The organism is Ochrobactrum sp. A-1 (assembly GCF_022488005.1).
Taxonomy (GTDB): domain Bacteria; phylum Pseudomonadota; class Alphaproteobacteria; order Rhizobiales; family Rhizobiaceae; genus Brucella.
Map to the genome: position 1 here is coordinate 987,165 of NZ_JAKVQC010000004.1, position 18,835 is coordinate 1,005,999.

The following is an 18,835-nucleotide window of genomic DNA, read 5'->3' on the forward strand; positions in this document are numbered from 1 at the left end:
CTGTTTTGAAGCCGTGTTTTGCTTCTCTTCTGCCGGGGGAAGAGGACCGGTTTCAATCTGGGAGGAGTCCATGAAGAAGACAGTTCTGTCGGCAGCCTTTGCTGCCTTCGCGCTTGGCGCTGCCGCCATTCCATTGAGTTCGGCCAATGCCGCCGATGTCGGCGCGTGCCTCATCACCAAGACCGATACCAACCCGTTCTTCGTCAAGATGAAGGAAGGCGCCATCGCCAAGGCCAAGGAGCTTGGGGTCAATCTCAAGACCTATGCGGGCAAGATCGACGGCGATTCCGAAAGCCAGGTCGCCGCCATCGAAACCTGCATCGCTGATGGCGCGAAGGGCATTCTCATCACCGCCTCCGACACCAAGGGCATCGTGCCGTCGCTCCAGAAAGCGCGCGACGCAGGCGCGCTCATCATTGCGCTCGATACGCCGCTTGAGCCTGCCGATGCGGCTGACGCAACCTTTGCCACCGACAATTTCCTTGCCGGTGAGCTGGTCGGCAAATGGGCGGCGGCAACGCTTGGCGACAAGGCCAAGGATGCGCATGTGGCCTTCCTCAACCTCACCGCATCGCAGCCGAGCGTCGACGTTCTGCGCGATCAGGGTTTTGCCACCGGCTTCGGCATCGATCCGAAGGACAAGACCAAGCTCGGTGACGAGGATGATCCGCGCATTGCTGGTCGCGACCTGACCGACGGCAATGAAGAAGGCGGACGTCGCGCGATGGAAAACCTTCTCCAGAAGGACCCGAATATCAATGTGGTTCACACCATCAATGAACCTGCCGCCGCCGGTGCCTATGAGGCACTGAAGGCCGTCGGGCGCGAGAAGGACGTGCTGATCGTTTCCATCGATGGCGGCTGCCCCGGCGTGAAGAATGTCGAGGCTGGTGTGATCGGCGCGACCTCGCAGCAATATCCGCTGCAGATGGCGGCACTCGGTATCGAGGCGATCAAGAAGTTTGCCGATACGGGTGAAAAGCCGAAGCCGACCGAAGGCAAGGACTTTGTCGATACGGGCGTGTCGCTTGTCACCGACAAGCCGGTTGAAGGCGTTCCGTCCATCGATACGAAGACCGCACTCGACAAGTGCTGGGGCTGATCGGCTTTTAAGGTTCTGGCCCGGCAGATCGAAAGATTTGCCGGACCTTTCTGCAGGTGAAGGCAGGAGACAGACATGAGTGAGCCACAGGCGGCTTCCGCTGCACAAAAAGCGTCTATGCAGGACTATGAAAAGACGTTGTCGCAAAGCGCGGCCGATGTCGCCTCCTTCGATGCGGGCGACCAGTCGGTGCTTTATCGGATGCGGAATTTTTTGCATCACAATCCCGCCGCTGTGCCGCTGATCGTACTCGTCCTGTCGCTGCTGGTGTTTGGCATCACGCTTGGCGGCAAATTCTTCTCCGCATTCGCTCTCACGCTCATTTTGCAGCAGGTCGCCATCACCGGCATCATTGCCGTGGCACAGACGCTCGTGATCCTGACGGCAGGTATCGATCTTTCGGTTGGCGCCATCATGGTCCTGTCATCGGTGGTGATGGGCCAGTTCACCTTCCGCTATGGGCTTCCCGCCGAACTTTCCGTTCTGTGCGGCTTTGCCACCGGCGCGCTGTGCGGCTTCATCAACGGCTTTCTGGTGGCCTATGTCCGCCTGCCGCCTTTCATCGTGACGCTCGGCATGTGGCAGGTTATCCTCGCCACCAACTTCCTCTATTCGGCCAATGAGACCATCCGCGCCCAGGAAATCACGGCTGAGGCACCGATCCTGCAATTCTTTGGCGAGAGCATTCGCATTGGCGGCGCGGTCTTCACCTATGGCGTCATTGCCATGGTGCTTCTGGTCTTGCTGTTCTGGTATGTGCTGAACCACACCGCCTGGGGGCGGCACGTCTATGCCATTGGCGACGATCCCGAAGCGGCACAGCTTTCCGGTGTCTCGGTCAAGCCGATCCTCATGTCGGTCTATGTGCTGGCCGGTATCATCTGCGCGCTTGCAGGCTGGGCGATGATTGGCCGTCTCGGTTCCGTTTCACCCACAGCGGGCCAGTTCGCCAATATCGAATCCATCACCGCCGTGGTGATCGGCGGCATTTCGCTCTTCGGCGGACGCGGCTCCATTCTCGGCACCATGTTCGGCGCGCTGATCGTGGGCGTGTTTTCGCTGGGGCTGCGCCTGTGGGGCACCGATCCGCAATGGACCTATCTCCTGATCGGCGTTCTCATCATTGCCGCCGTCGCCATCGACCAGTGGATCAGAAAGGCTGCCGCATGAAAACGAACACCACGCCTGTTCTTTCTGCCAAGGGGCTGGTCAAGCGCTATGGTCGCGTCACGGCTCTCGACCATGCCGATTTCGACCTCTATCCGGGCGAAATCCTCGCGGTCATCGGCGACAATGGCGCAGGCAAGTCCTCGCTCATCAAGGCGCTGTCCGGCGCGATCAAGCCGGATGAGGGGGAAATCCTGCTCGACGGCAAGCCGGTCAGCTTTCATTCGCCGATGGAAGCACGGCAGGCGGGCATCGAGACGGTCTATCAGAACCTTGCTTTGTCGCCTGCGCTTTCCATCGCCGACAATCTGTTTCTGGGGCGTGAAATCCGCCGCAAGGGACCGCTTGGCTCGCTGTTCCGCATGCTGGATCGTGGCGCGATGGAAAAGATCGCGCGCGAAAAACTGTCCGAACTGGGCTTGATGACGATCCAGAATATCGGCCAGGCGGTGGAAACCCTTTCGGGCGGCCAGCGTCAGGGCGTTGCGGTGGCGCGCGCTGCTGCCTTCGGCTCCAAGGTGGTCATCATGGATGAGCCGACGGCGGCGCTTGGCGTCAAGGAATCGCGCCGCGTGCTGGAACTCATTTTGGACGTGAAGCGGCGCGGCATGCCCATCGTGCTCATCTCGCACAACATGCCGCATGTGTTCGAGGTTGCGGACCGCATCCATATTCACCGGCTCGGACGCCGCCTGACAGTCATCGACCCGAAGGAATATTCCATGTCGGATGCCGTGGCGCTGATGACCGGCGCGATGAGGCCGAAGGAAGCGGCTTAAGCTTCTGATAAGGTGACAGGACGAATCACGGAAACCGGACATGACGCCTATTGAGCGCGAAGCCTTGCCATCGGAAATTCTTGCGCGGCTGGCGGAAACCGACGGGCGCCTGATCGTGGCCATTGCTGGCCCGCCGGGAGCCGGGAAATCCACCATTTCCGATTATCTGCTCCATGCCATCAACAAGGGCGACGAGGTGCCGTCCATCATCGTGCCCATGGACGGGTTTCATCTCGATGACGGGATTCTCGATCAGCGCGGATTGCTGAGCCGCAAGGGTTCGCCGCCCACCTTCGACTGCGCCGGTTTTGCGGTGTTGCTTCAGCGTTTGAAACAGGCCGAGGACGAAGTCTTCATCCCGGTCTTCGATCGCTCGCTGGAGCTTTCGCGCGCCGCCGCATCCGTGGTCGGGCCGGAACATCGCGTGCTTCTCGTCGAAGGTAATTATCTGCTGCTCGATCAGCAGCCATGGGCGCAGCTTGCTCCATTTTTCGACATGACGATCTATCTGGATGTGCCCTTTGCAGAGCTGGAGCGTCGCCTGATCGAACGCTGGCTCGGCTTCGGCTTTAATGCCGAAACCGCCCGAAACCGCGCCTTTTCCAACGACATTCCCAATGCGGAACTCGTGGTAGCGCAGTCGCGCAAGGCAGATTTTGTCGTCAAAGCCGATGCACGATAACAGGGAATTGCGCCTTTCGAGGGTTGCGGCGATGGACTTGCGTCTGCATGATGGCAAAAATCGCTTCATCAGTTTCCGACCGGAATAGTTCCCCATGACGACTTATGTTTTTGCGCCGCCCCCGCAGCCTTTTTTGCCTGTGAAGGGAACGGACGCGCGCTTTCCCGTGCATCGCATCTATTGCGTCGGCCAGAACTACGCCGATCACGCCATCGAAATGGGCGGTGATCCGACCCGCAATCCGCCTTTCTTCTTCCAGAAGAACCCGGACAGTCTCGTGATCGAAGGCGGTGATTTCCCTTATCCGCCGAAGACCGAAGACGTACATCACGAGATCGAACTGGTGGTGGCGCTGAAGGCCGGCGGCACCGACATTGCTGTCGAAAAGGCGCTGGACCATGTTTATGGCTACGCCGTCGGCATCGACATGACGCGCCGCGACCTGCAGGCCGTGGCCAAGAAGGCCGGTCGTCCGTGGGAAGTCGCAAAGGCTTTCGAGCACTCCGCGCCCTGTTCGGCCATCGTGCCGGTGTCGGAAATCGGCCACCCGGAAAAGGCTGCGATTTCGCTTTCCATCAATGGCGAAACCCGCCAGTCGGGCGACCTCAACCAGATGATCTGGAAGGTGGCGGAAACCATTTCCTACCTGTCTTCGCTCTTTGAGCTGCAGCCCGGCGATCTTATCTTTACAGGTACGCCTGCGGGCGTTGGGCCGGTGAAGCGCGGCGACCGTCTGGAAGGCAAGGTCGACGGCGTGGCAACCCTCACCGTTACCGTGGTCTGATTCTCTTCACGTGGAGGAGCCTGAATGAGCATCTATCTTCCCGATGACGTGCACGACGCTCTGGAGCGCTTCATCGCCGAAAAGCATCCCGGTCTCAACCAGACCGAAGCGATGACGCTGATCCTGCGCAAATGGCTGGTGCGCGAGGGCTATCTGTCGGCAGAGCCCGAACACGGCACACCGCCGGATGAACTGAACGCGACCAATGACGATTGAACAAGGCAGCAATTGACTATGGCCAAACAGCCGCCGGAAGGAGCGGGTCGCAAGACCGCGCTCGGGCGACGCCTTTTGATTCTGACGATTCTGGCAATTTTGCTCGTGATCGCGCTCGTCTGGATGAGCATTTATCTCTTCGATCCCAATGGCGGTCTGGACTTCGATGATCTTGATATTTTTGCGTTTAATTTCAATGTGGTAGATATGATGCTGCCACGCATTCTATGAGTGCGTTAATCTTTTTGTTACCATTTGAAATATTCATTTTGGCCAAGCCCCGACGTTTAGCGCTTCCGTTCGCCGTCTTTTGCATGGTACACGATTGTCATCGACCGAAAGAATATTGACTGAAACGGGCGCTTTTCGATGCCTGTAAAGCCAAGAGGATCTGGATGGCATTCGAGGACATCAAGGCAGAAATTGCGCTGCTTTTCGAGCAAATGGTGAATCAGCCGCAGGACGCTCATGAAATCCGTGAAACGGTTCGCGAGAAGCTCAATGCGCTGCGGGCCAGTGGTTTGCCTCTGCCTGAAGATCTGGTCGAGCTTGAAAAACGCATCGAAAAAGATTTCGATTCCTGAGAACGGGTCCGGTCATGCGTTACGCGCTTTCCTCTTCCTCATCCGCCGGTCTGGTCCGCAAGGGCCTCATGCTTCTTGGTTGTGCCGTGGCGCTCAGCGCCTGCAACACCACCAATGACGGCAAGCCTGTGAAAACCGCGCTGATCACGCAGACCGATGCATCCAGCCAGACTGCTTCCGCAGCAGGCAGTGCCACCAGTGCCACGGCCAATGCTGCAGGCACGGCGACTGCCGATGCAGGCGCTGCTGCCGGAACGCAAACCGTCGCAGCCGTGACCGATCCTTCCGATCCGGTTCTGCCTGCCGTTGTTCCCATTCCCGGCATTCGTGGCCAGTCCGAACCGATGATGGCCTATGCCGGTGCGCAGGCTGCCGCTTCGCCGGCATCCGTTGCCGCCAACATGGCGTTTGAGACACCGGATCATGCGCCGGAAGAACTCGATGCGCTGATTACCAAATATTCCGTCGCCTATGACGTCCCTGAACGCCTTGTGCGCCGCGTCGTGCATCGCGAAAGCCGGTTCAATCCGGGCGCCCGCAACGGACCCTATTGGGGCCTGATGCAGATCAGCCATCCGACCGCGCGCGGCATGGGCTATACGGGCGCGGCCAAGGGCCTGCTCGATGCGGAAACCAATCTGAAATATGCAGTTCGTTATCTGTCCGGCGCCTATAAGGTCGCAGGCGGTGATGAAAGCCAGGCAGTCCGCTATTATGCGCGCGGCTACTATTACGATGCCAAGCGCAAGGGACTGTTGCAGGAAACCGGCCTCGACGGACGCTGGAAGCGCAGCGGACCGACCCGTGACGCAGCCGCTTCCATCCAACCGGCATCCTTGCCGGAAGGCGGGGCAGCACCGCTCCCCGGCGTAGCTCCCATTCAGGCTTCCTACGTACCGGCAACGCAATAAACTAACTGTCATCTTGACGCTGCAAAGCGATGGCAGTTTCCTGTTGAGAGCGCATCCCGAAAAGTGTGAAACGGTTTTCGGAAAAGATGCGCGTTAAAACAAAGGACTAGAGCGCCGATCTGACCCAATCAGATCGAAACGCGCTCTGGAACCGACGACAGGGAAATTTCATGAATGTAAGACTGCCTCATCCAGTCAAATGGAAATATGACCGGGCCGAATTGTGGGCCGATGGCGTCATCCATGTTCTGGGTGTCGGGCTGGCGCTTGCAGGCGCTATTGCCATGCTGATCTATTTTCTGCCGAACATGCCTGCAGCGACCTCGATTTCGTCGGGGGTCTATCTCGCGAGCCTTCTGGCAGCGCTCGGCATTTCGGCTGTCTACAATATCTGGCCGGTTTCGCCGACCAAATGGTTCCTGCGCCGTTTTGATCACTCGGCGATTTATCTTCTGATCGCTGGAACCTACACGCCTTTTGCCATGCATATGGGCGACCGCGCACTGCCGCTGCTTCTCTTCGTCTGGAGCTTGGCTTTCGTTGGCATCATGCTGAAACTGTTCATGCCGGGGCGTTTCGACCGGCTGTCGATCCTGCTTTATCTGGCGCTTGGCTGGAGTGGTGTGATGGTCTACGACACCATGGTGCAGTCACTGCCGCCAGCCGTTTTCTGGCTGATCGCGGCCGGTGGCATGGTCTATTCGCTGGGTGTGATCTTCCATGTCTGGGAGCGCCTGCGGTTTCAGAACGCCATCTGGCACGGTTTTGTCGTGGTGGGCGCGGCACTGCATTACTGTGCGGTGTTTTTTGTCGGCGCATGGAATTAGAGCATGTCTCCCGAAAGTGGGAACCGGTTTCGGGATAAAGACATGCGTAAAAACAAACAGATAGAGCAGTTTCACGATTCCGTTTTAACTGGAACTGCTCTAGTGGAAATCGCGTGAATTCGGCATAATCCTCACATTCCGCGGATGATGCGCCATCTGGGATGGAGCGACGAGGCGCTGCGCTTCGCGTCCGCTCATTTCGATCAATGCTGCCGAACGATCCTGCAACTTTGACGCCACCAGATGCACGACCCCTTCGGGACTGCGCTGGATGCGGCCTTCGATATGGATCAGCCGCGCACCCATCACTTCGCGGCGAAACGCCTTCATGATCTTCGACCAGACGACAATATTGGCGATACCGGTTTCATCCTCGATGGTGAGGAACACCACGCCCTTGGCGCTGCCGGGGCGCTGGCGGACGGTGACGACGCCCGCCACTTTCATGCGGCGTCCGTCGGCGCCTTCCTGCACCGCACGACAGGTGGAAACGCCTTCCGCTGCCAGCCCCTCGCGCAGATATTGCAGAGGATGCCCTTTCAGCGAAAGCCGCGTCGTCTCGTAATCGGCAATCACATGCTCCGATGCGGCCATTTCAGGAAGCTTTGTGCGCGGTTCCTCCGCCAGTTCGCTGGTTGCGGCGGCGCGGAACAGCGGCAGGGTTTCGTCGTTGGGCAGACGGCGCACGGCCCAAAGTGCTGCGCGGCGGTCGATATCGAGCGAGCCGAAGACATCGGCATCCGCCAGAAGCGTGAAGGCGCGCCGGTCGAGCCGGAGCCGCCGATGCATGTCTTCAATGGTGCGGTAAGGCTCCTGCCGGTCGGCAATCAGGAGTTCGGTGTCCCGTTTGGAAAAACCATCGATCTGGCGAAAGCCGAGCCGGAGCGCCAGGTGAACGTCGGGTGTTTCCTCCAGAATATTGTCCCATTGGCTGAAATTCACATCGACGGGCAGCACCGTCACGCCATGCTCGCGGGCATCGCGCACGATCTGGGCGGGGGCGTAAAAACCCATGGGCTGGGAATTGAGAAGCGCGGCGGCGAACACTTCCGGATGGTGGCATTTGATCCACGCGGAAATATAGACCAGATGGGCAAAGCTTGCCGCATGACTTTCGGGGAAGCCATATTCGCCGAAACCCTTGATCTGGTTGAAGCAGTTTTCGGCAAAGGTCCGGTCGTAGCCCCGATTGACCATGCCTTCGATCATCTTTGTCTCCATCGTATGGATGGTGCCCATCTTGCGGAAAGTGGCCATGGCGCGGCGCAACTGGTTGGCCTCATCCGGCGTGAATTTTGCAGCCTCCATGGCGATGCGCATCGCCTGTTCCTGAAACAGCGGCACCCCTTTGGTCTTGCCGAGAATTTGTAGCAACTCGTCGGGCGGCCCGTATTCCGGCGCTGGCGATGGCAAGGTGCAGGGTTCCTGTCCGTTTCGCCGCCGCAGATAAGGATGCACCATGTCGCCCTGAATGGGGCCGGGACGCACAATGGCGACCTCGATGACGAGATCATAGAACTCACGCGGGCGCAGGCGCGGCAACATGTTCATCTGGGCGCGGCTTTCCACCTGAAACACGCCGAGCGAATCCCCCTTGCACAGCATGTCGTAGACCGCTTTGTCTTCGCGCGGCAGATTGGCCAGCGTCAGCTTCTCGCCCCCATAAAGCTGCGGCTTGTGCTGGTGAATGAGATCAAAGGCCTTGCGGATGCAGGTGAGCATACCGAGTGAAAGCACATCGACCTTCATCAGCCCCACCTCGTCGATATCGTCCTTGTCCCATTCGATGAAGGAGCGGTCTTCCATCGCTGCCGGGCCGATAGGCACGGTCTCGTCCAGTCGATCACGGGTCAGAACGAAACCGCCGACATGCTGGGACAGGTGGCGCGGAAAGCCGATCAGCGTGATGGCGAGTTCCACTGCGCGTCGGATGATGGGATTGTCGGGGTCGAGACCAGCCTGCCTGATATGCTGCTTGTCGATGCCGCCGCCCGATATGCCCCAGACCGTATTGGCAAGCGCTGCAGTCACGTCTTCGGTCAGGCCCAGCGCCTTACCGACATCGCGGATCGCGCTGCGGGACCGATAGCTGATGACGGTTGCGACAATGGCTGCGCGCTCTCTCGAATAACGGTCATAGACATATTGCATCACCTCTTCGCGCCGCTCATGCTCGAAATCGACGTCGATATCCGGCGGTTCCTGACGCTCGGCGGAGATGAAGCGCTCGAACAGGAGATCCACTTCCGTCGGGTTTACGCCGGTAATGCCGAGGCAGAAGCAGACCACGGAATTGGCCGCCGAACCGCGCCCCTGACACAGAATGCCTTTCGAGCGGGCATAGCTCACAATGTCATAGACGGTGAGGAAATAGGCCGCATATTGCAGCTTTTCGATCAGCGCCAGTTCCTTGTGGATCAGCGCCTGCACCTTCGGCGGGATGCTGTTAGCGCCGTAATGACGGGCGGCACCTTCCCAGGTGAGAGCATGCAGATGCTGTTGCGGCGTCTTGCCGGGCGGCACTGGCTCGTCGGGATAATCATATTTCAGCTCATCAAGCTGGAAGGTAATGGGCGCGACGAAATCGGCGATCGCTTCGACGGCCTCAGTGTAGTCGCGAAACAGCCGCAGCATTTCTTCAGGCGGTTTCAGGTGGCGTTCGGCATTCTTTTCGAGAAGCCGTCCGGCTGCGAAGACGGTTGTGTGATGGCGCGTGGCCGTCAGCACATCCTGAAGCGCGCGGCGGTCGGGATGATGATAAAGCACGTCATTGGTGGCGATGAGCGGCACATTGGCCTCGGCTGCAAAACGGGCGATACGTTCGGCCCGGCGTCCGTCATGGCCCTGATGCGGCATGGCGAGCGCCAGCCAGACCGAGCCGGGGGCAGCTTGCGCAATCTCCGTCAGGCGTGCGGCAAAATCCGGTCTGTCTTCGTCAGGCGGAAAGACCGCGATCTGGAACTGCCGGGCGCGAAACAGCAGGTCGCTCCATTCGAGATGGCATTCGCCCTTGATGGCGGCGCGCTGTTTGCCCTCCGTCAGCAGGCGGCACAATTGCCCATAGGCGGCGCGATCACGCGGATAGACGACCATATCCGGCGTGTCGTCGGTGAAGGACAGGCGGCAGCCGATGAAAAGGCGGAAATCGCTCTTGTCGCGAAAATCCTTCCATGCCGCATGGGCCCGTACCACACCGGCCAGCGTGTTGCGGTCGGCGATGCCGATGCCGGACAGGCCAAGCTCATGCGCACGCTCTACCAGTTCCTGCGGATGCGACGCGCCGCAAAGGAAGGAAAAATTGCTGGCAGCAGCCATTTCAAAGTAACGGGTCATCACGCGAATAGTCCGTGTAAAAACCAGCGCGGGTGATTGGCGCCGTCATAAAGTCCCTCGCGAAAAATCCAGAAGCGTTGGCCGGTCTCGTCCTCCACCCGGTAATAATCGCGCAGTTCCGGCACATCCTGACCGATTGCGAGCCACCATTCCGGCTCGATCCGTTCCGGCCCTTCGGCAAGACGTACATGATGACGCACCCGTCGCCACAGGAAGAACGAAGGCGGACTGTCGGGCACTTCCGCCACGCTTTCGATCAACTGCGGCGGGCGAAACAGTTTTATGGGGCGTGCTGGCGGGTCGCCCGGCAGTTCCGCCTGGCTGCGATAATCGGCTTCGGTTTTTCGCGACCCATGCAAGGCAGGGACGAGGCCGAAAGCGCGCTCCGGCATATGCGTGTTGCGCGAAAAGGAAACGAGAACGCGGTTCTGTCCAAGCCGCGCCGAAAGCCGGTCGACAAGCTGGCCAAACCCCGCTTCATCCTCTTCATGCTGGTCGAGCCCCGTCTGGCGCTGGGCGATTGGCGCGCTGCGCAGCGCTGCCAGCCGGATCATGTCGAAGCCGAACCCGGCATCGAGCGGGTCTGTCAGGGCGTTGAGCCTTTCACGCGCAAGGCGCAGGAAAACCTTGTCGCTGCGCAAGGGCTGGCCGGTTTCGATGTGGATATGACGCACTTCGCCATCGACACGGAAGAAGGAGGCCTCAATCAGAAGTACGCCTTTGCCCTCCGGTTCAAGCTGCGCAAAAAGCGCCTGCGCCAGTTCCTGCAAGATACGTTCGACCAGTTCCATCACTGTTACCGGCTCTGACAGGCGGCGCTCGACGGTACTGAGCGGCATGATGCGCAAGGGGGAAATCGGCGCGCGCTCCTGCCGCGCCAGCCGGTCGAGCCTGGTGGCAAGATCGGTGCCGAAACGGGCGGTGAGGGCGGCGCGCGGAAGCCCCATCACATCGCCGATGCGTTTCAATCCGGCGCGCTTGAGGCCGGTTTCGGCAGCTTGCGTCAGTTCAAGCGCAGAGAGCGGCAGGCGGGGGAGCAACCGGTCGGCCTCTGTCCTGCTGAAGACACCGCCCTTCGTTCCCCGTGCCAGAAGCCGCGCGGCAAAACTGTTATCGGCAATCGCCGCCTGTACGCCAAGTCTGGCCCGTTCCAGACGCCGGATTGCATCGGCACGCATGGCGTCGAGCCCGCCAAAAAGATGCGCGCAGCCGGTTATGTCGAGCATCAGCCCATGCGGCTCATCGAAGGCGACAAGCGGCGTGTAGCGCTCGCACCAATGGGCAAGACGCTTGAGCAATGCCGCATCATGTTCCGGTGCTGCGGCTGCCACTTCAAGCCTTTCCACGCGGGCGCGCGCATCCGTCAGCGCCATGCCGGGAAAAAGGCCAAGCTTTGCCGCTGTCGCATCCACCGCCGTCAGCCGCAGTGCATTGGCCGTGCGCTCGGTCACCACCAAAGGCAGGCGCTCCTTGCCGTCAGGCGGAGCGCTGATGCGAAGCCGGTCGGTCGGTAGAAACGGAAACCAGAGGGCGAGAAACAGACGTTCTGTCATCCCGTTCTCTTGCATCAAATTCAAGGGTTTCATTGTTCCATTCCATGATCCATTGCCCGCATGTGCCGTGGCGATTGCGCTCCAGAACCGCAGAAAAAACAGGCTTGCCGGGTGCGTTTGCTCCGCTTGAACGGGATGGCGCGGGCGCCACTCGCCAGCGGCTGACGGCAGCGCTTTGCACGCCTGTCCGGTGGCTCCTGAGCAGGATGACGGGCAGTTGCGCGGTTTCGGTTGCCAGAAGCAGACGCCGCGAGGCGGTCAGGTCGAGGCATTTCGGCTGGCCTGTCACCGAGGCGACGACACCGGAAACAAGATGCGAGGCCTTGCCGCCGCTTCCGGCTTCCAGCGCATCGTTTGCTGCCTTCAGGACATCCTGTGCAGTCGGGCAGCGCACGATCAGAAGTCGCGACGGGTCGATCCCGAAGGCATGAAGCCCCGGCGGATAAAGCCCGCCATATTCACTTGCGGCGCTTTCTTCCTCGATCCAGATGATCGGGCGGCGAGGTTCTGTAACACCTTCTGCTGCACGGGCGGCAAAAGCGAGCGCAAAGCCGGTCGCGGCCATATGCGCGCCGGGGTTTTCGGCAAAAACCTCATGCAGCGCATCGCCTGCAAGGCCATGCGGAAAGGCGGCATCGGCCCCGGCAAGGCCGAGCGTGAAACTGCGCGCCCGCCCGAAGCCCGTTTGTCCCTGATTTGCAAAACTGCCTTGCGGATCGTTGCCTTCAATGGTCGTAACCATGCGCCGCAGCGCCGCGATGTCGATGCCGCTCACGTCTAGATTCCATCTTTTGTTCTCTATATGTTCTAGTATTGAATCGAGCGAGGCAAGAGTCAAGCGGGATCAGAAATCAGTCCAGCGGACTGATTTCCTTGCGTAGGCGTTTCACACTTTCCGGGATACGCTCTATCATCGCGATAGCGGTTTTGGATCAGGCGGCTTCCCTGAAAGGCACGCCTGCCAGTTGCGCCAGATGGCCGGGAAGGTCGGTGCCAGCACCTGCCGCATTGATCGTGTCGAAATAATCATGCCAGCCGGTGGCGGTGATTCCGGCAATCAGCATGTCGAGAGCTGCTTCGTCCGGGAAACGCCAGATGGCGAAGAAACTCTGGTCGGGTGCAAAAGGCTTTGTCGCGTCGACGGGACCCAATGCCAAAGCCTCGATACCGAGCGCCGCAAGACCGCCCATACCCGCGCCGACTTTCTCAAAAAAGGCCTGCCTGCCTTCTGCATCGAGCGCGTGCCAGCTTGATTTCGGGGAATAAAGCTCGGCGAGGTAATAGGTCATGTCATATCCCTTAGGGTTTCATTGATCTTGAAGGAGCGACCGGCATCGGTGCGACTCCAGATGCGACGCAGCAAGGTGCTGAGAAGTTGCTGTTCGCCTGTCGAGAGGTCGCTCATCAGGCTTGCAATCCATGCGGTATGTTGTTCGAAAAGCTGTTGCGCCAGCAACGAACCTTCGGATGTCAGCCGGACAATCAGCTTGCGGCGGTCCTCGCTATCCGCGCGGCGCTTGAGGAAACCATCGCGCTCCAGCCCGTCCAGCAGGCCGGTGATGGTGGCGCGCGTTACGCCTGCGCGTTGTGAAAGCTCGTGCGGCGAGAGGCCGCCGGGCGCATTGTGCAGCAGAAACAGCAGGACGAACTTGCCCTCCGAAAGCTTGTGCGGTGCAAGCCGGTTGGCGCAATCCCGGTCAATGGCTGCAGCAAGTGACAAAACTTCAAAGCAGGCTTTCAGCGCGTCGGTGGACGAACTGTGCCGGCGTTCCATTTCACCCAGAAGGGCACGATGCTTTTGTTCGATTATTTCCATACGGCGGCATATAATATGGCACCATACTAAATGCAAGCGGGTTTGAATGTTCAAGTGAAAATCGGGAGAGCTTGATCGATAGGTGTATGCGGTTTATATATGATCCATATATGAATCGTATGGTCTGGACAAAGCTATGGGTATCGTGAAAATCGGTGACGAATTGCATGAGGAACTGCGCAAGGCGAGTGACGTCATGTGCCGTTCGATCAATGCGCAGGCTGAATACTGGATGAAAATCGGTATGCTGGCGCAGGCCTATCCCGACCTGTCGTTCAACGAGATCGTGCAGATGCAGTTGCGCGCCGCACAGGTCGAATTGCCGGTTCTGGCGGTGCAATCGTCATGACCAAGACACTTGCCGAAGTGGAGAAAATGGCGGCATCCGGCGCGCTGCTCGCCTCCGTTTTCACCCTTCTCGACCGCACGCCGCTGGCGGGCATGACCACGATGCAGGTCAACGATCTGGTCGAGGATTACATTACCCGCGAGTTGCAGGCGCGGCCTGCCAGCAAGGGGCAATATGACTATCCCTATGTGCTGAATGCTTCAAAGAACGAAGTCGTCTGCCACGGCATGCCGTCGAATGACGAGATCATTGAAAACGGCGAGATCATCAACTTCGATATCACGCTGGAAAAGGACGGCTATATCGCCGATTCCAGCAAGACCTATATGGTCGGTGACGTTGCTCCCTTTGCCTCGCGGCTGGTCCGTGTGACCTATGAGGCCTTGTGGAAGGGGATTGCTGCCGTGCGTCCCGGCGCGACTTTGGGTGATATTGGTCATGCCATCGAGCGCCACGCCAAGCGGCATGATTACAGCATCGTGCGGGAATATTGCGGCCACGGTATCGGTCGCGAGATGCACGAGGAACCGCAGGTCTTGCATTTCGGCAAGCCCGGCACGGGCGTCCGTCTGCGCGAAGGCATGGTGTTCACCATCGAACCGATGCTCAATCAGGGAACGGCCAAGGTGAAGACCGAAAAGGACGGCTGGACGGTGGTGACGCGTGATGGAAAACTGTCAGCGCAGTTCGAGCATACGGTTGCAGTCACATCAAATGGCGTGCGCGTGCTGACCTTGCGTCCCGGTGAGGAAAAGATGCTGGCGAGTATAGGGTCTGTGGGGAATTAGGTTTTGGGCGTGGCGTGAGACGGATTTTGTTTCTGAACAGGAGAACAGGACGCCGTGGAGTGTATCTCCACAAGGACTGTTCGACGCATTCAGAGAGAAAATCCGCCACGTCCTAAAGGGATATGGTGAAAATGGCCCAGCTTCGCGTCGCAAAACCTCGATGGAGAACCACTCCACCTTCGGCTTTGCTCCTAAACCTGTGCTATTTTCATCCATACCACGCTTCAAAACTAATTCCCCACAGACCCTAAAAAACGCTGCTTGATCTCATGCGATTCTGCCGGTCATCCAGAGCACAAAGACAATCGTTCCGCCCAGGCTCATTCCAGCGGCAAGAATGGTCCCTGCGATGACAGGCGCGAGTTTCAGGACCGAAATATGGGGCGTTATTTCCAGCCGGAAATTCGCCCTGATCTTTTCAGGGGTTAGGCAGGTGATTTCGTAATCGCCGGGTGTCGTGCAGTCGAAATAACCCAAGGCGTGAGAAGCATTGCCGCGCATATCCGTCCGCCGGACGCTCAACAGAAAACGGCTTATGGAATGATAGGCAATCGGGATGCCGGTCGCGCGCGCCTTGATGGCAAATTGCGTTGAGAAATAGGCTGTTCCGGTGAAAACGGTAAGCGGCGGAAACACGATGCTGATCGCGTAGCGCCCGACTTTCGGCAAAGGAATGCTATGGGGCCGGTCGTTACCCGCAAACTGGTGCCGGACATCAGGCGCAATCATTTTCCACAGAATGGAAATGCAGCGCACCAGCAGATAAATGCCAAGCAGAATGCAGGCAGGCAGGGCCAGATAGAAAGACAAAATTCACGTCCCGCTATAAAAAAAGCCCGCCGGAAGGCGGGCTTTTGTTTGGATTAGCGATGCTTATTTGCGATCGCGCGCAGCAAGCGTGCGCAGACGCAGTGCATTGAGCTTGATGAAGCCTGCAGCGTCCTTCTGGTCGTAAGCACCCTGATCGTCTTCGAAGGTGACGAGCTTGTCGGAATAGAGCGACTTGTCCGATTCGCGGCCGATCACCATCACATTGCCCTTGTAGAGCTTGAGCGTGACTTCGCCTTCGACATGGCGCTGGCTGTGATCGATAGCGGCCTGCAGCATTTCGCGTTCCGGCGAGAACCAGAAGCCGTAATAGATGAGTTCCGCATAGCGCGGCATCAGCTCGTCTTTCAGGTGAGCAGCGCCACGGTCAAGCGTGATCGATTCGATGGCGCGGTGTGCTGCCAGCAGGATCGTGCCGCCCGGCGTTTCGTAGACGCCGCGCGACTTCATGCCGACGAAGCGGTTTTCCACGAGGTCGAGACGACCGATGCCGTTGTCACGGCCATAGTCGTTGAGCTTGGCAAGAAGCGTGGCAGGCGACAGGCGCTCGCCATTGATCGAAACGGCATCGCCCTTTTCAAAACCGATCTTGATGATCGTTGCCTTGTCGGGCGCGGTTTCCGGCGAAATGGTGCGCATATGCACATATTCAGGCGCCTCGACAGCCGGATCTTCCAGAACCTTGCCCTCGGACGAGGAGTGCAGCAGGTTGGCGTCGACGGAGAACGGCGCTTCGCCCTTCTTGTCCTTGGCAACCGGAATCTGGTGCTGTTCGGCGAATTCGAGCAGATGCGTGCGGCTCTTGAACGACCAGTCGCGCCATGGGGCGATGATCTTGATGTCCGGGTTCAGCGCATAGGCCGAAAGCTCGAAGCGAACCTGGTCGTTGCCCTTGCCGGTCGCGCCATGCGCGATGGCGTCGGCGCCGGTCTTCTTCGCTATTTCGATCAGGTGCTTGGAGATCAGCGGGCGGGCAATCGAGGTGCCGAGCAGATAGACGCCTTCATAGACGGCATTGGCGCGGAACATCGGGAAAACGAAATCGCGCACGAATTCTTCACGCACGTCCTCGATGAAGATTTCCTTGATGCCCAGCATTTCCGCTTTCTTGCGGGCTGGCTCAAGTTCTTCGCCCTGACCGAGATCGGCAGTGAAGGTCACAACTTCCGCGCCGAGTTCCGTCTGAAGCCACTTCAGGATGATCGAGGTGTCGAGGCCGCCCGAATAGGCGAGAACGACTTTCTTAACGTCTTTCCACTTGCTCATAATAAACTTCCGTCTCATCAGGCGCTCCAGAGCGGCGCCCAAAATTTGTCCGTAGTTCTTTTATCAGTTGCCAAGCAGCGTGCAAGCCGAAGGGCTGCGACTTATCGCGAAAACTCATGCGTATTATACCAGGGCGCCGAGATGCTAACGCATCACGCCCTGAAAATGCTCAGTCGCCGCACGGGCTTAACCAAAACTCGATGAGTCAAACTCATCGAGTTTTGGTATTACGTGATCTGTGGTTCGCCAACTTCATAAACAACGAGATTGCGGTCGCCGATACCAAGTTCAGGCCAGGCCGCACGCCATTCGGCAATATGGGCGGAGGCGAAATGCCGGTCGAGTGAGGCACGGTCGCGCCACATCTCCTTCACATGGATGAGGCTCGGCTCGAGAATGTCTGCGGCATAGAAATAGTCCACGCAGCCATCCTCCTCCCGGCTGGCCGAGATCATGCGCTGCATGGCCTCGTGCGCTTTGGCGAGGTTTTCCGGCGGCAGGCGGACGGTACCTACGATCAGCAGCATTTCTGTCTCCATTCGACTGTTTCATTTGCCGGGAAATTATTCTAGCGTGCGCCATCTCTTGGAGCACATTTCGATGTCTTTTCTGACAAACCTGACCTTCATTCCCGAATGGACGATTTTTGTCCAGTTCGCGATAGCAACCGCAATCCTTTCCATCACCCCCGGTCCCGACATGACGCTTTTCGTCGGGCGCGCCCTGTCCGAAGGCAAGGCCGCAGGTTTTGCCTGCATGGCTGGCGCCAGCACCGGCATAGTCATTCACACCACCATGGTGGCGCTCGGCCTTTCGGCGCTCATTCTGGCGTCTCCCGCAGCCTTTACGGCACTGAAAGTGGTGGGGGCTGGCTATCTGGTCTGGCTGGCCGTGCAGGCGATCCGCAAGGGATCGGCCTTCTCGCCGGAAAAGAATGGCGGCAAGAAGCATACGCTGTTCCAGAACTGGCTGACGGGTCTTGGCATCAATCTTCTGAACCCGAAGATCATCCTGTTCAACATGACCTTCCTGCCGCAGTTCGTCTCCGCACATGACCCGCATGCCATGGGCAAATTGTTCTTCCTCGGCCTGTCGTTCATTCCGATGGCGCTGCCCTTCACCATTCCGATGGTGGTGGCGGCAGATCGTTTCGCCGGGCTCCTGAAAAAGAACCCGACCGTAACGCGCATCGTGGACTGGATGTTTGCGGGCGTGTTTTCGGCTTTCGCGCTGAAGATCATCACCGCACAGGCAAAATAGAGCATTTCCAGCAAAAGTGCGAAGCGGTTTTGCGTAGGACAATGCGAAAAAGAAGATGGATTTTATTCAGTCGGGCGGGATAAAAGCCGCCCGGCATTGCGCCCTGCCAGCAGCCAGTAGACGAAGCTGCCGACGACACCGGCACCTGCAATGGCTGCGATCCAGAGCGAGCTTTCCGGAACGCTTCGGCCATCGCTGAACGGAAGCGATGCGCCTGCGGCGGCAAGCCCGATCAGGGCACCCGCAACGCAATAGAACAGCGACGACTTGTAACCGCGCGCTTCAGCCAGAATGATGAGAATGAGGGCAGGCACAAAGCTGAACCCGCCAGCCATGGCTGCAATGGCAAAACCGCCAACGAAGACCGCGCTCCAGAAGCTGGTGGCTGCAAAGAACGAACCGGCATCCGCATCGCTCGCCATCATGACGAAATCGTTCATGAAGGAATCGACCCCAAGGGTGCGGAAAAGGATGGCGGCCAGAAACCAGCCAGCCGCCAATACGCCGCAGCAATAGCCGAATACCACGATGACGAAGCGCGTTATGTAGTCGAAAGTATCGTTCAAGCGCGCGCACCCATCAGTTTACTC

22 protein-coding genes are annotated in these 18,835 nt (G+C 58.8%); 13 read left to right on the forward strand and 9 right to left on the reverse strand.

The annotated features are described in order from the left end of the window. The first annotated feature begins 70 nt into the window (after window positions 1-70). From MKS82_RS14300 to trhA, 10 genes are all read left to right on the forward strand, one after another. Window positions 71-1,102 carry a sugar ABC transporter substrate-binding protein gene (locus MKS82_RS14300; RefSeq protein ID WP_061344752.1) on the forward strand — a complete coding sequence of 344 codons (1,032 nt, stop codon included), beginning with the start codon at window positions 71-73 and terminating at the stop codon, window positions 1,100-1,102. Between the two features lie 75 nt (window positions 1,103-1,177). Next, on the forward strand, window positions 1,178-2,272 hold the full coding sequence (locus MKS82_RS14305; protein ID WP_109989195.1) for an ABC transporter permease: 1,095 nt from the start codon (window positions 1,178-1,180) through the stop codon (window positions 2,270-2,272). Beyond that, complete coding sequence (locus MKS82_RS14310; protein WP_109989196.1) at window positions 2,269-3,048, forward strand: ATP-binding cassette domain-containing protein; 780 nt, start codon at window positions 2,269-2,271, stop codon at window positions 3,046-3,048. Before MKS82_RS14305 ends, MKS82_RS14310 begins: the two co-directional genes overlap by 4 nt. Window positions 3,049-3,088: 40 nt before the next feature. Further along, on the forward strand, window positions 3,089-3,730 hold the full coding sequence (locus tag MKS82_RS14315) for a nucleoside/nucleotide kinase family protein (protein ID WP_109989197.1): 642 nt from the start codon (window positions 3,089-3,091) through the stop codon (window positions 3,728-3,730). A gap of 94 nt (window positions 3,731-3,824) precedes the next feature. Beyond that, a complete protein-coding gene (locus MKS82_RS14320) occupies window positions 3,825-4,514 on the forward strand; it encodes a fumarylacetoacetate hydrolase family protein (RefSeq protein ID WP_109989198.1) in 690 nt (229 codons plus the stop codon). 24 nt (window positions 4,515-4,538) lie between these two features. Next, window positions 4,539-4,730 carry a hypothetical protein gene (locus tag MKS82_RS14325; RefSeq protein ID WP_010657878.1) on the forward strand — a complete coding sequence of 64 codons (192 nt, stop codon included), beginning with the start codon at window positions 4,539-4,541 and terminating at the stop codon, window positions 4,728-4,730. Window positions 4,731-4,748: 18 nt separating this feature from the next. After that, window positions 4,749-4,961: a hypothetical protein gene (locus tag MKS82_RS14330; RefSeq protein ID WP_109989199.1), complete on the forward strand. Its 213-nt coding sequence runs from the start codon at window positions 4,749-4,751 to the stop codon at window positions 4,959-4,961. A 164-nt stretch (window positions 4,962-5,125) separates the two neighbouring features. Then, window positions 5,126-5,314 (forward strand): hypothetical protein, encoded by a 189-nt coding sequence (locus MKS82_RS14335; protein WP_061344759.1) that lies wholly within the window; start codon window positions 5,126-5,128, stop codon window positions 5,312-5,314. A 14-nt stretch (window positions 5,315-5,328) separates the two neighbouring features. Beyond that, on the forward strand, window positions 5,329-6,225 hold the full coding sequence (locus MKS82_RS14340; protein ID WP_109989200.1) for a lytic transglycosylase domain-containing protein: 897 nt from the start codon (window positions 5,329-5,331) through the stop codon (window positions 6,223-6,225). Between the two features lie 170 nt (window positions 6,226-6,395). After that, window positions 6,396-7,052: a PAQR family membrane homeostasis protein TrhA gene (gene trhA, locus MKS82_RS14345; RefSeq protein ID WP_109989201.1), complete on the forward strand. Its 657-nt coding sequence runs from the start codon at window positions 6,396-6,398 to the stop codon at window positions 7,050-7,052. 99 nt (window positions 7,053-7,151) lie between these two features. Here the strand turns inward: trhA and MKS82_RS14350 are convergent, their stop codons facing one another. The 5 genes from MKS82_RS14350 to MKS82_RS14370 all read right to left on the reverse strand — a co-directional run bounded on the left by MKS82_RS14350 (window position 7,152) and on the right by MKS82_RS14370 (window position 13,754). Then, the gene (locus tag MKS82_RS14350; RefSeq protein ID WP_109989202.1) at window positions 7,152-10,385 is read right to left on the reverse strand and encodes an error-prone DNA polymerase; all 3,234 of its coding nucleotides are present in this window, start codon (window positions 10,383-10,385) and stop codon (window positions 7,152-7,154) included. Further along, the gene (locus tag MKS82_RS14355; RefSeq protein ID WP_109989254.1) at window positions 10,385-11,836 is read right to left on the reverse strand and encodes a Y-family DNA polymerase; all 1,452 of its coding nucleotides are present in this window, start codon (window positions 11,834-11,836) and stop codon (window positions 10,385-10,387) included. Before MKS82_RS14355 ends, MKS82_RS14350 begins: the two co-directional genes overlap by 1 nt. A gap of 25 nt (window positions 11,837-11,861) precedes the next feature. Next, window positions 11,862-12,713 (reverse strand): ImuA family protein, encoded by an 852-nt coding sequence (locus tag MKS82_RS14360; protein WP_109989203.1) that lies wholly within the window; start codon window positions 12,711-12,713, stop codon window positions 11,862-11,864. 157 nt (window positions 12,714-12,870) lie between these two features. Continuing rightward, window positions 12,871-13,227, reverse strand: a complete 357-nt coding sequence (locus tag MKS82_RS14365) for a DUF6616 family protein (protein ID WP_109989204.1) — start codon at window positions 13,225-13,227, stop codon at window positions 12,871-12,873. After that, window positions 13,224-13,754, reverse strand: a complete 531-nt coding sequence (locus MKS82_RS14370; RefSeq protein ID WP_240578929.1) for a MarR family winged helix-turn-helix transcriptional regulator — start codon at window positions 13,752-13,754, stop codon at window positions 13,224-13,226. Before MKS82_RS14370 ends, MKS82_RS14365 begins: the two co-directional genes overlap by 4 nt. Window positions 13,755-13,890: 136 nt before the next feature. Between MKS82_RS14370 and MKS82_RS14375 the strand changes: the two genes are divergently transcribed. Together MKS82_RS14375 and map are read left to right on the forward strand one after the other, a co-directional pair. Next, window positions 13,891-14,103, forward strand: coding sequence for a ParD-like family protein (locus MKS82_RS14375; protein WP_109989206.1), 213 nt, complete (start codon window positions 13,891-13,893; stop codon window positions 14,101-14,103). Beyond that, entirely contained in the window at window positions 14,100-14,891 is a 792-nt protein-coding gene (map, locus tag MKS82_RS14380; RefSeq protein ID WP_109989207.1) for a type I methionyl aminopeptidase, read from the forward strand. Before MKS82_RS14375 ends, map begins: the two co-directional genes overlap by 4 nt. A 267-nt stretch (window positions 14,892-15,158) precedes the next feature. On the opposite strand, the gene MKS82_RS14385 is transcribed toward map, so the two are convergent. The 3 genes from MKS82_RS14385 to MKS82_RS14395 form a co-directional block, all read right to left on the reverse strand. Then, the gene (locus MKS82_RS14385; RefSeq protein ID WP_240578930.1) at window positions 15,159-15,701 is read right to left on the reverse strand and encodes a hypothetical protein; all 543 of its coding nucleotides are present in this window, start codon (window positions 15,699-15,701) and stop codon (window positions 15,159-15,161) included. Between the two features lie 63 nt (window positions 15,702-15,764). After that, the gene (locus MKS82_RS14390; protein WP_109989208.1) at window positions 15,765-16,985 is read right to left on the reverse strand and encodes an argininosuccinate synthase; all 1,221 of its coding nucleotides are present in this window, start codon (window positions 16,983-16,985) and stop codon (window positions 15,765-15,767) included. A gap of 227 nt (window positions 16,986-17,212) precedes the next feature. After that, a complete protein-coding gene (locus MKS82_RS14395) occupies window positions 17,213-17,512 on the reverse strand; it encodes a putative quinol monooxygenase (protein WP_240578931.1) in 300 nt (99 codons plus the stop codon). A 73-nt stretch (window positions 17,513-17,585) separates the two neighbouring features. On the opposite strand from MKS82_RS14395, the gene MKS82_RS14400 reads away from it, so the two are divergent. Then, the gene (locus MKS82_RS14400; protein WP_010657892.1) at window positions 17,586-18,245 is read left to right on the forward strand and encodes a LysE family translocator; all 660 of its coding nucleotides are present in this window, start codon (window positions 17,586-17,588) and stop codon (window positions 18,243-18,245) included. Window positions 18,246-18,307: 62 nt separating this feature from the next. Here the strand turns inward: MKS82_RS14400 and MKS82_RS14405 are convergent, their stop codons facing one another. Next, entirely contained in the window at window positions 18,308-18,811 is a 504-nt protein-coding gene (locus MKS82_RS14405) for a hypothetical protein (protein ID WP_109989209.1), read from the reverse strand. Window positions 18,812-18,835 lie beyond the last annotated feature (24 nt).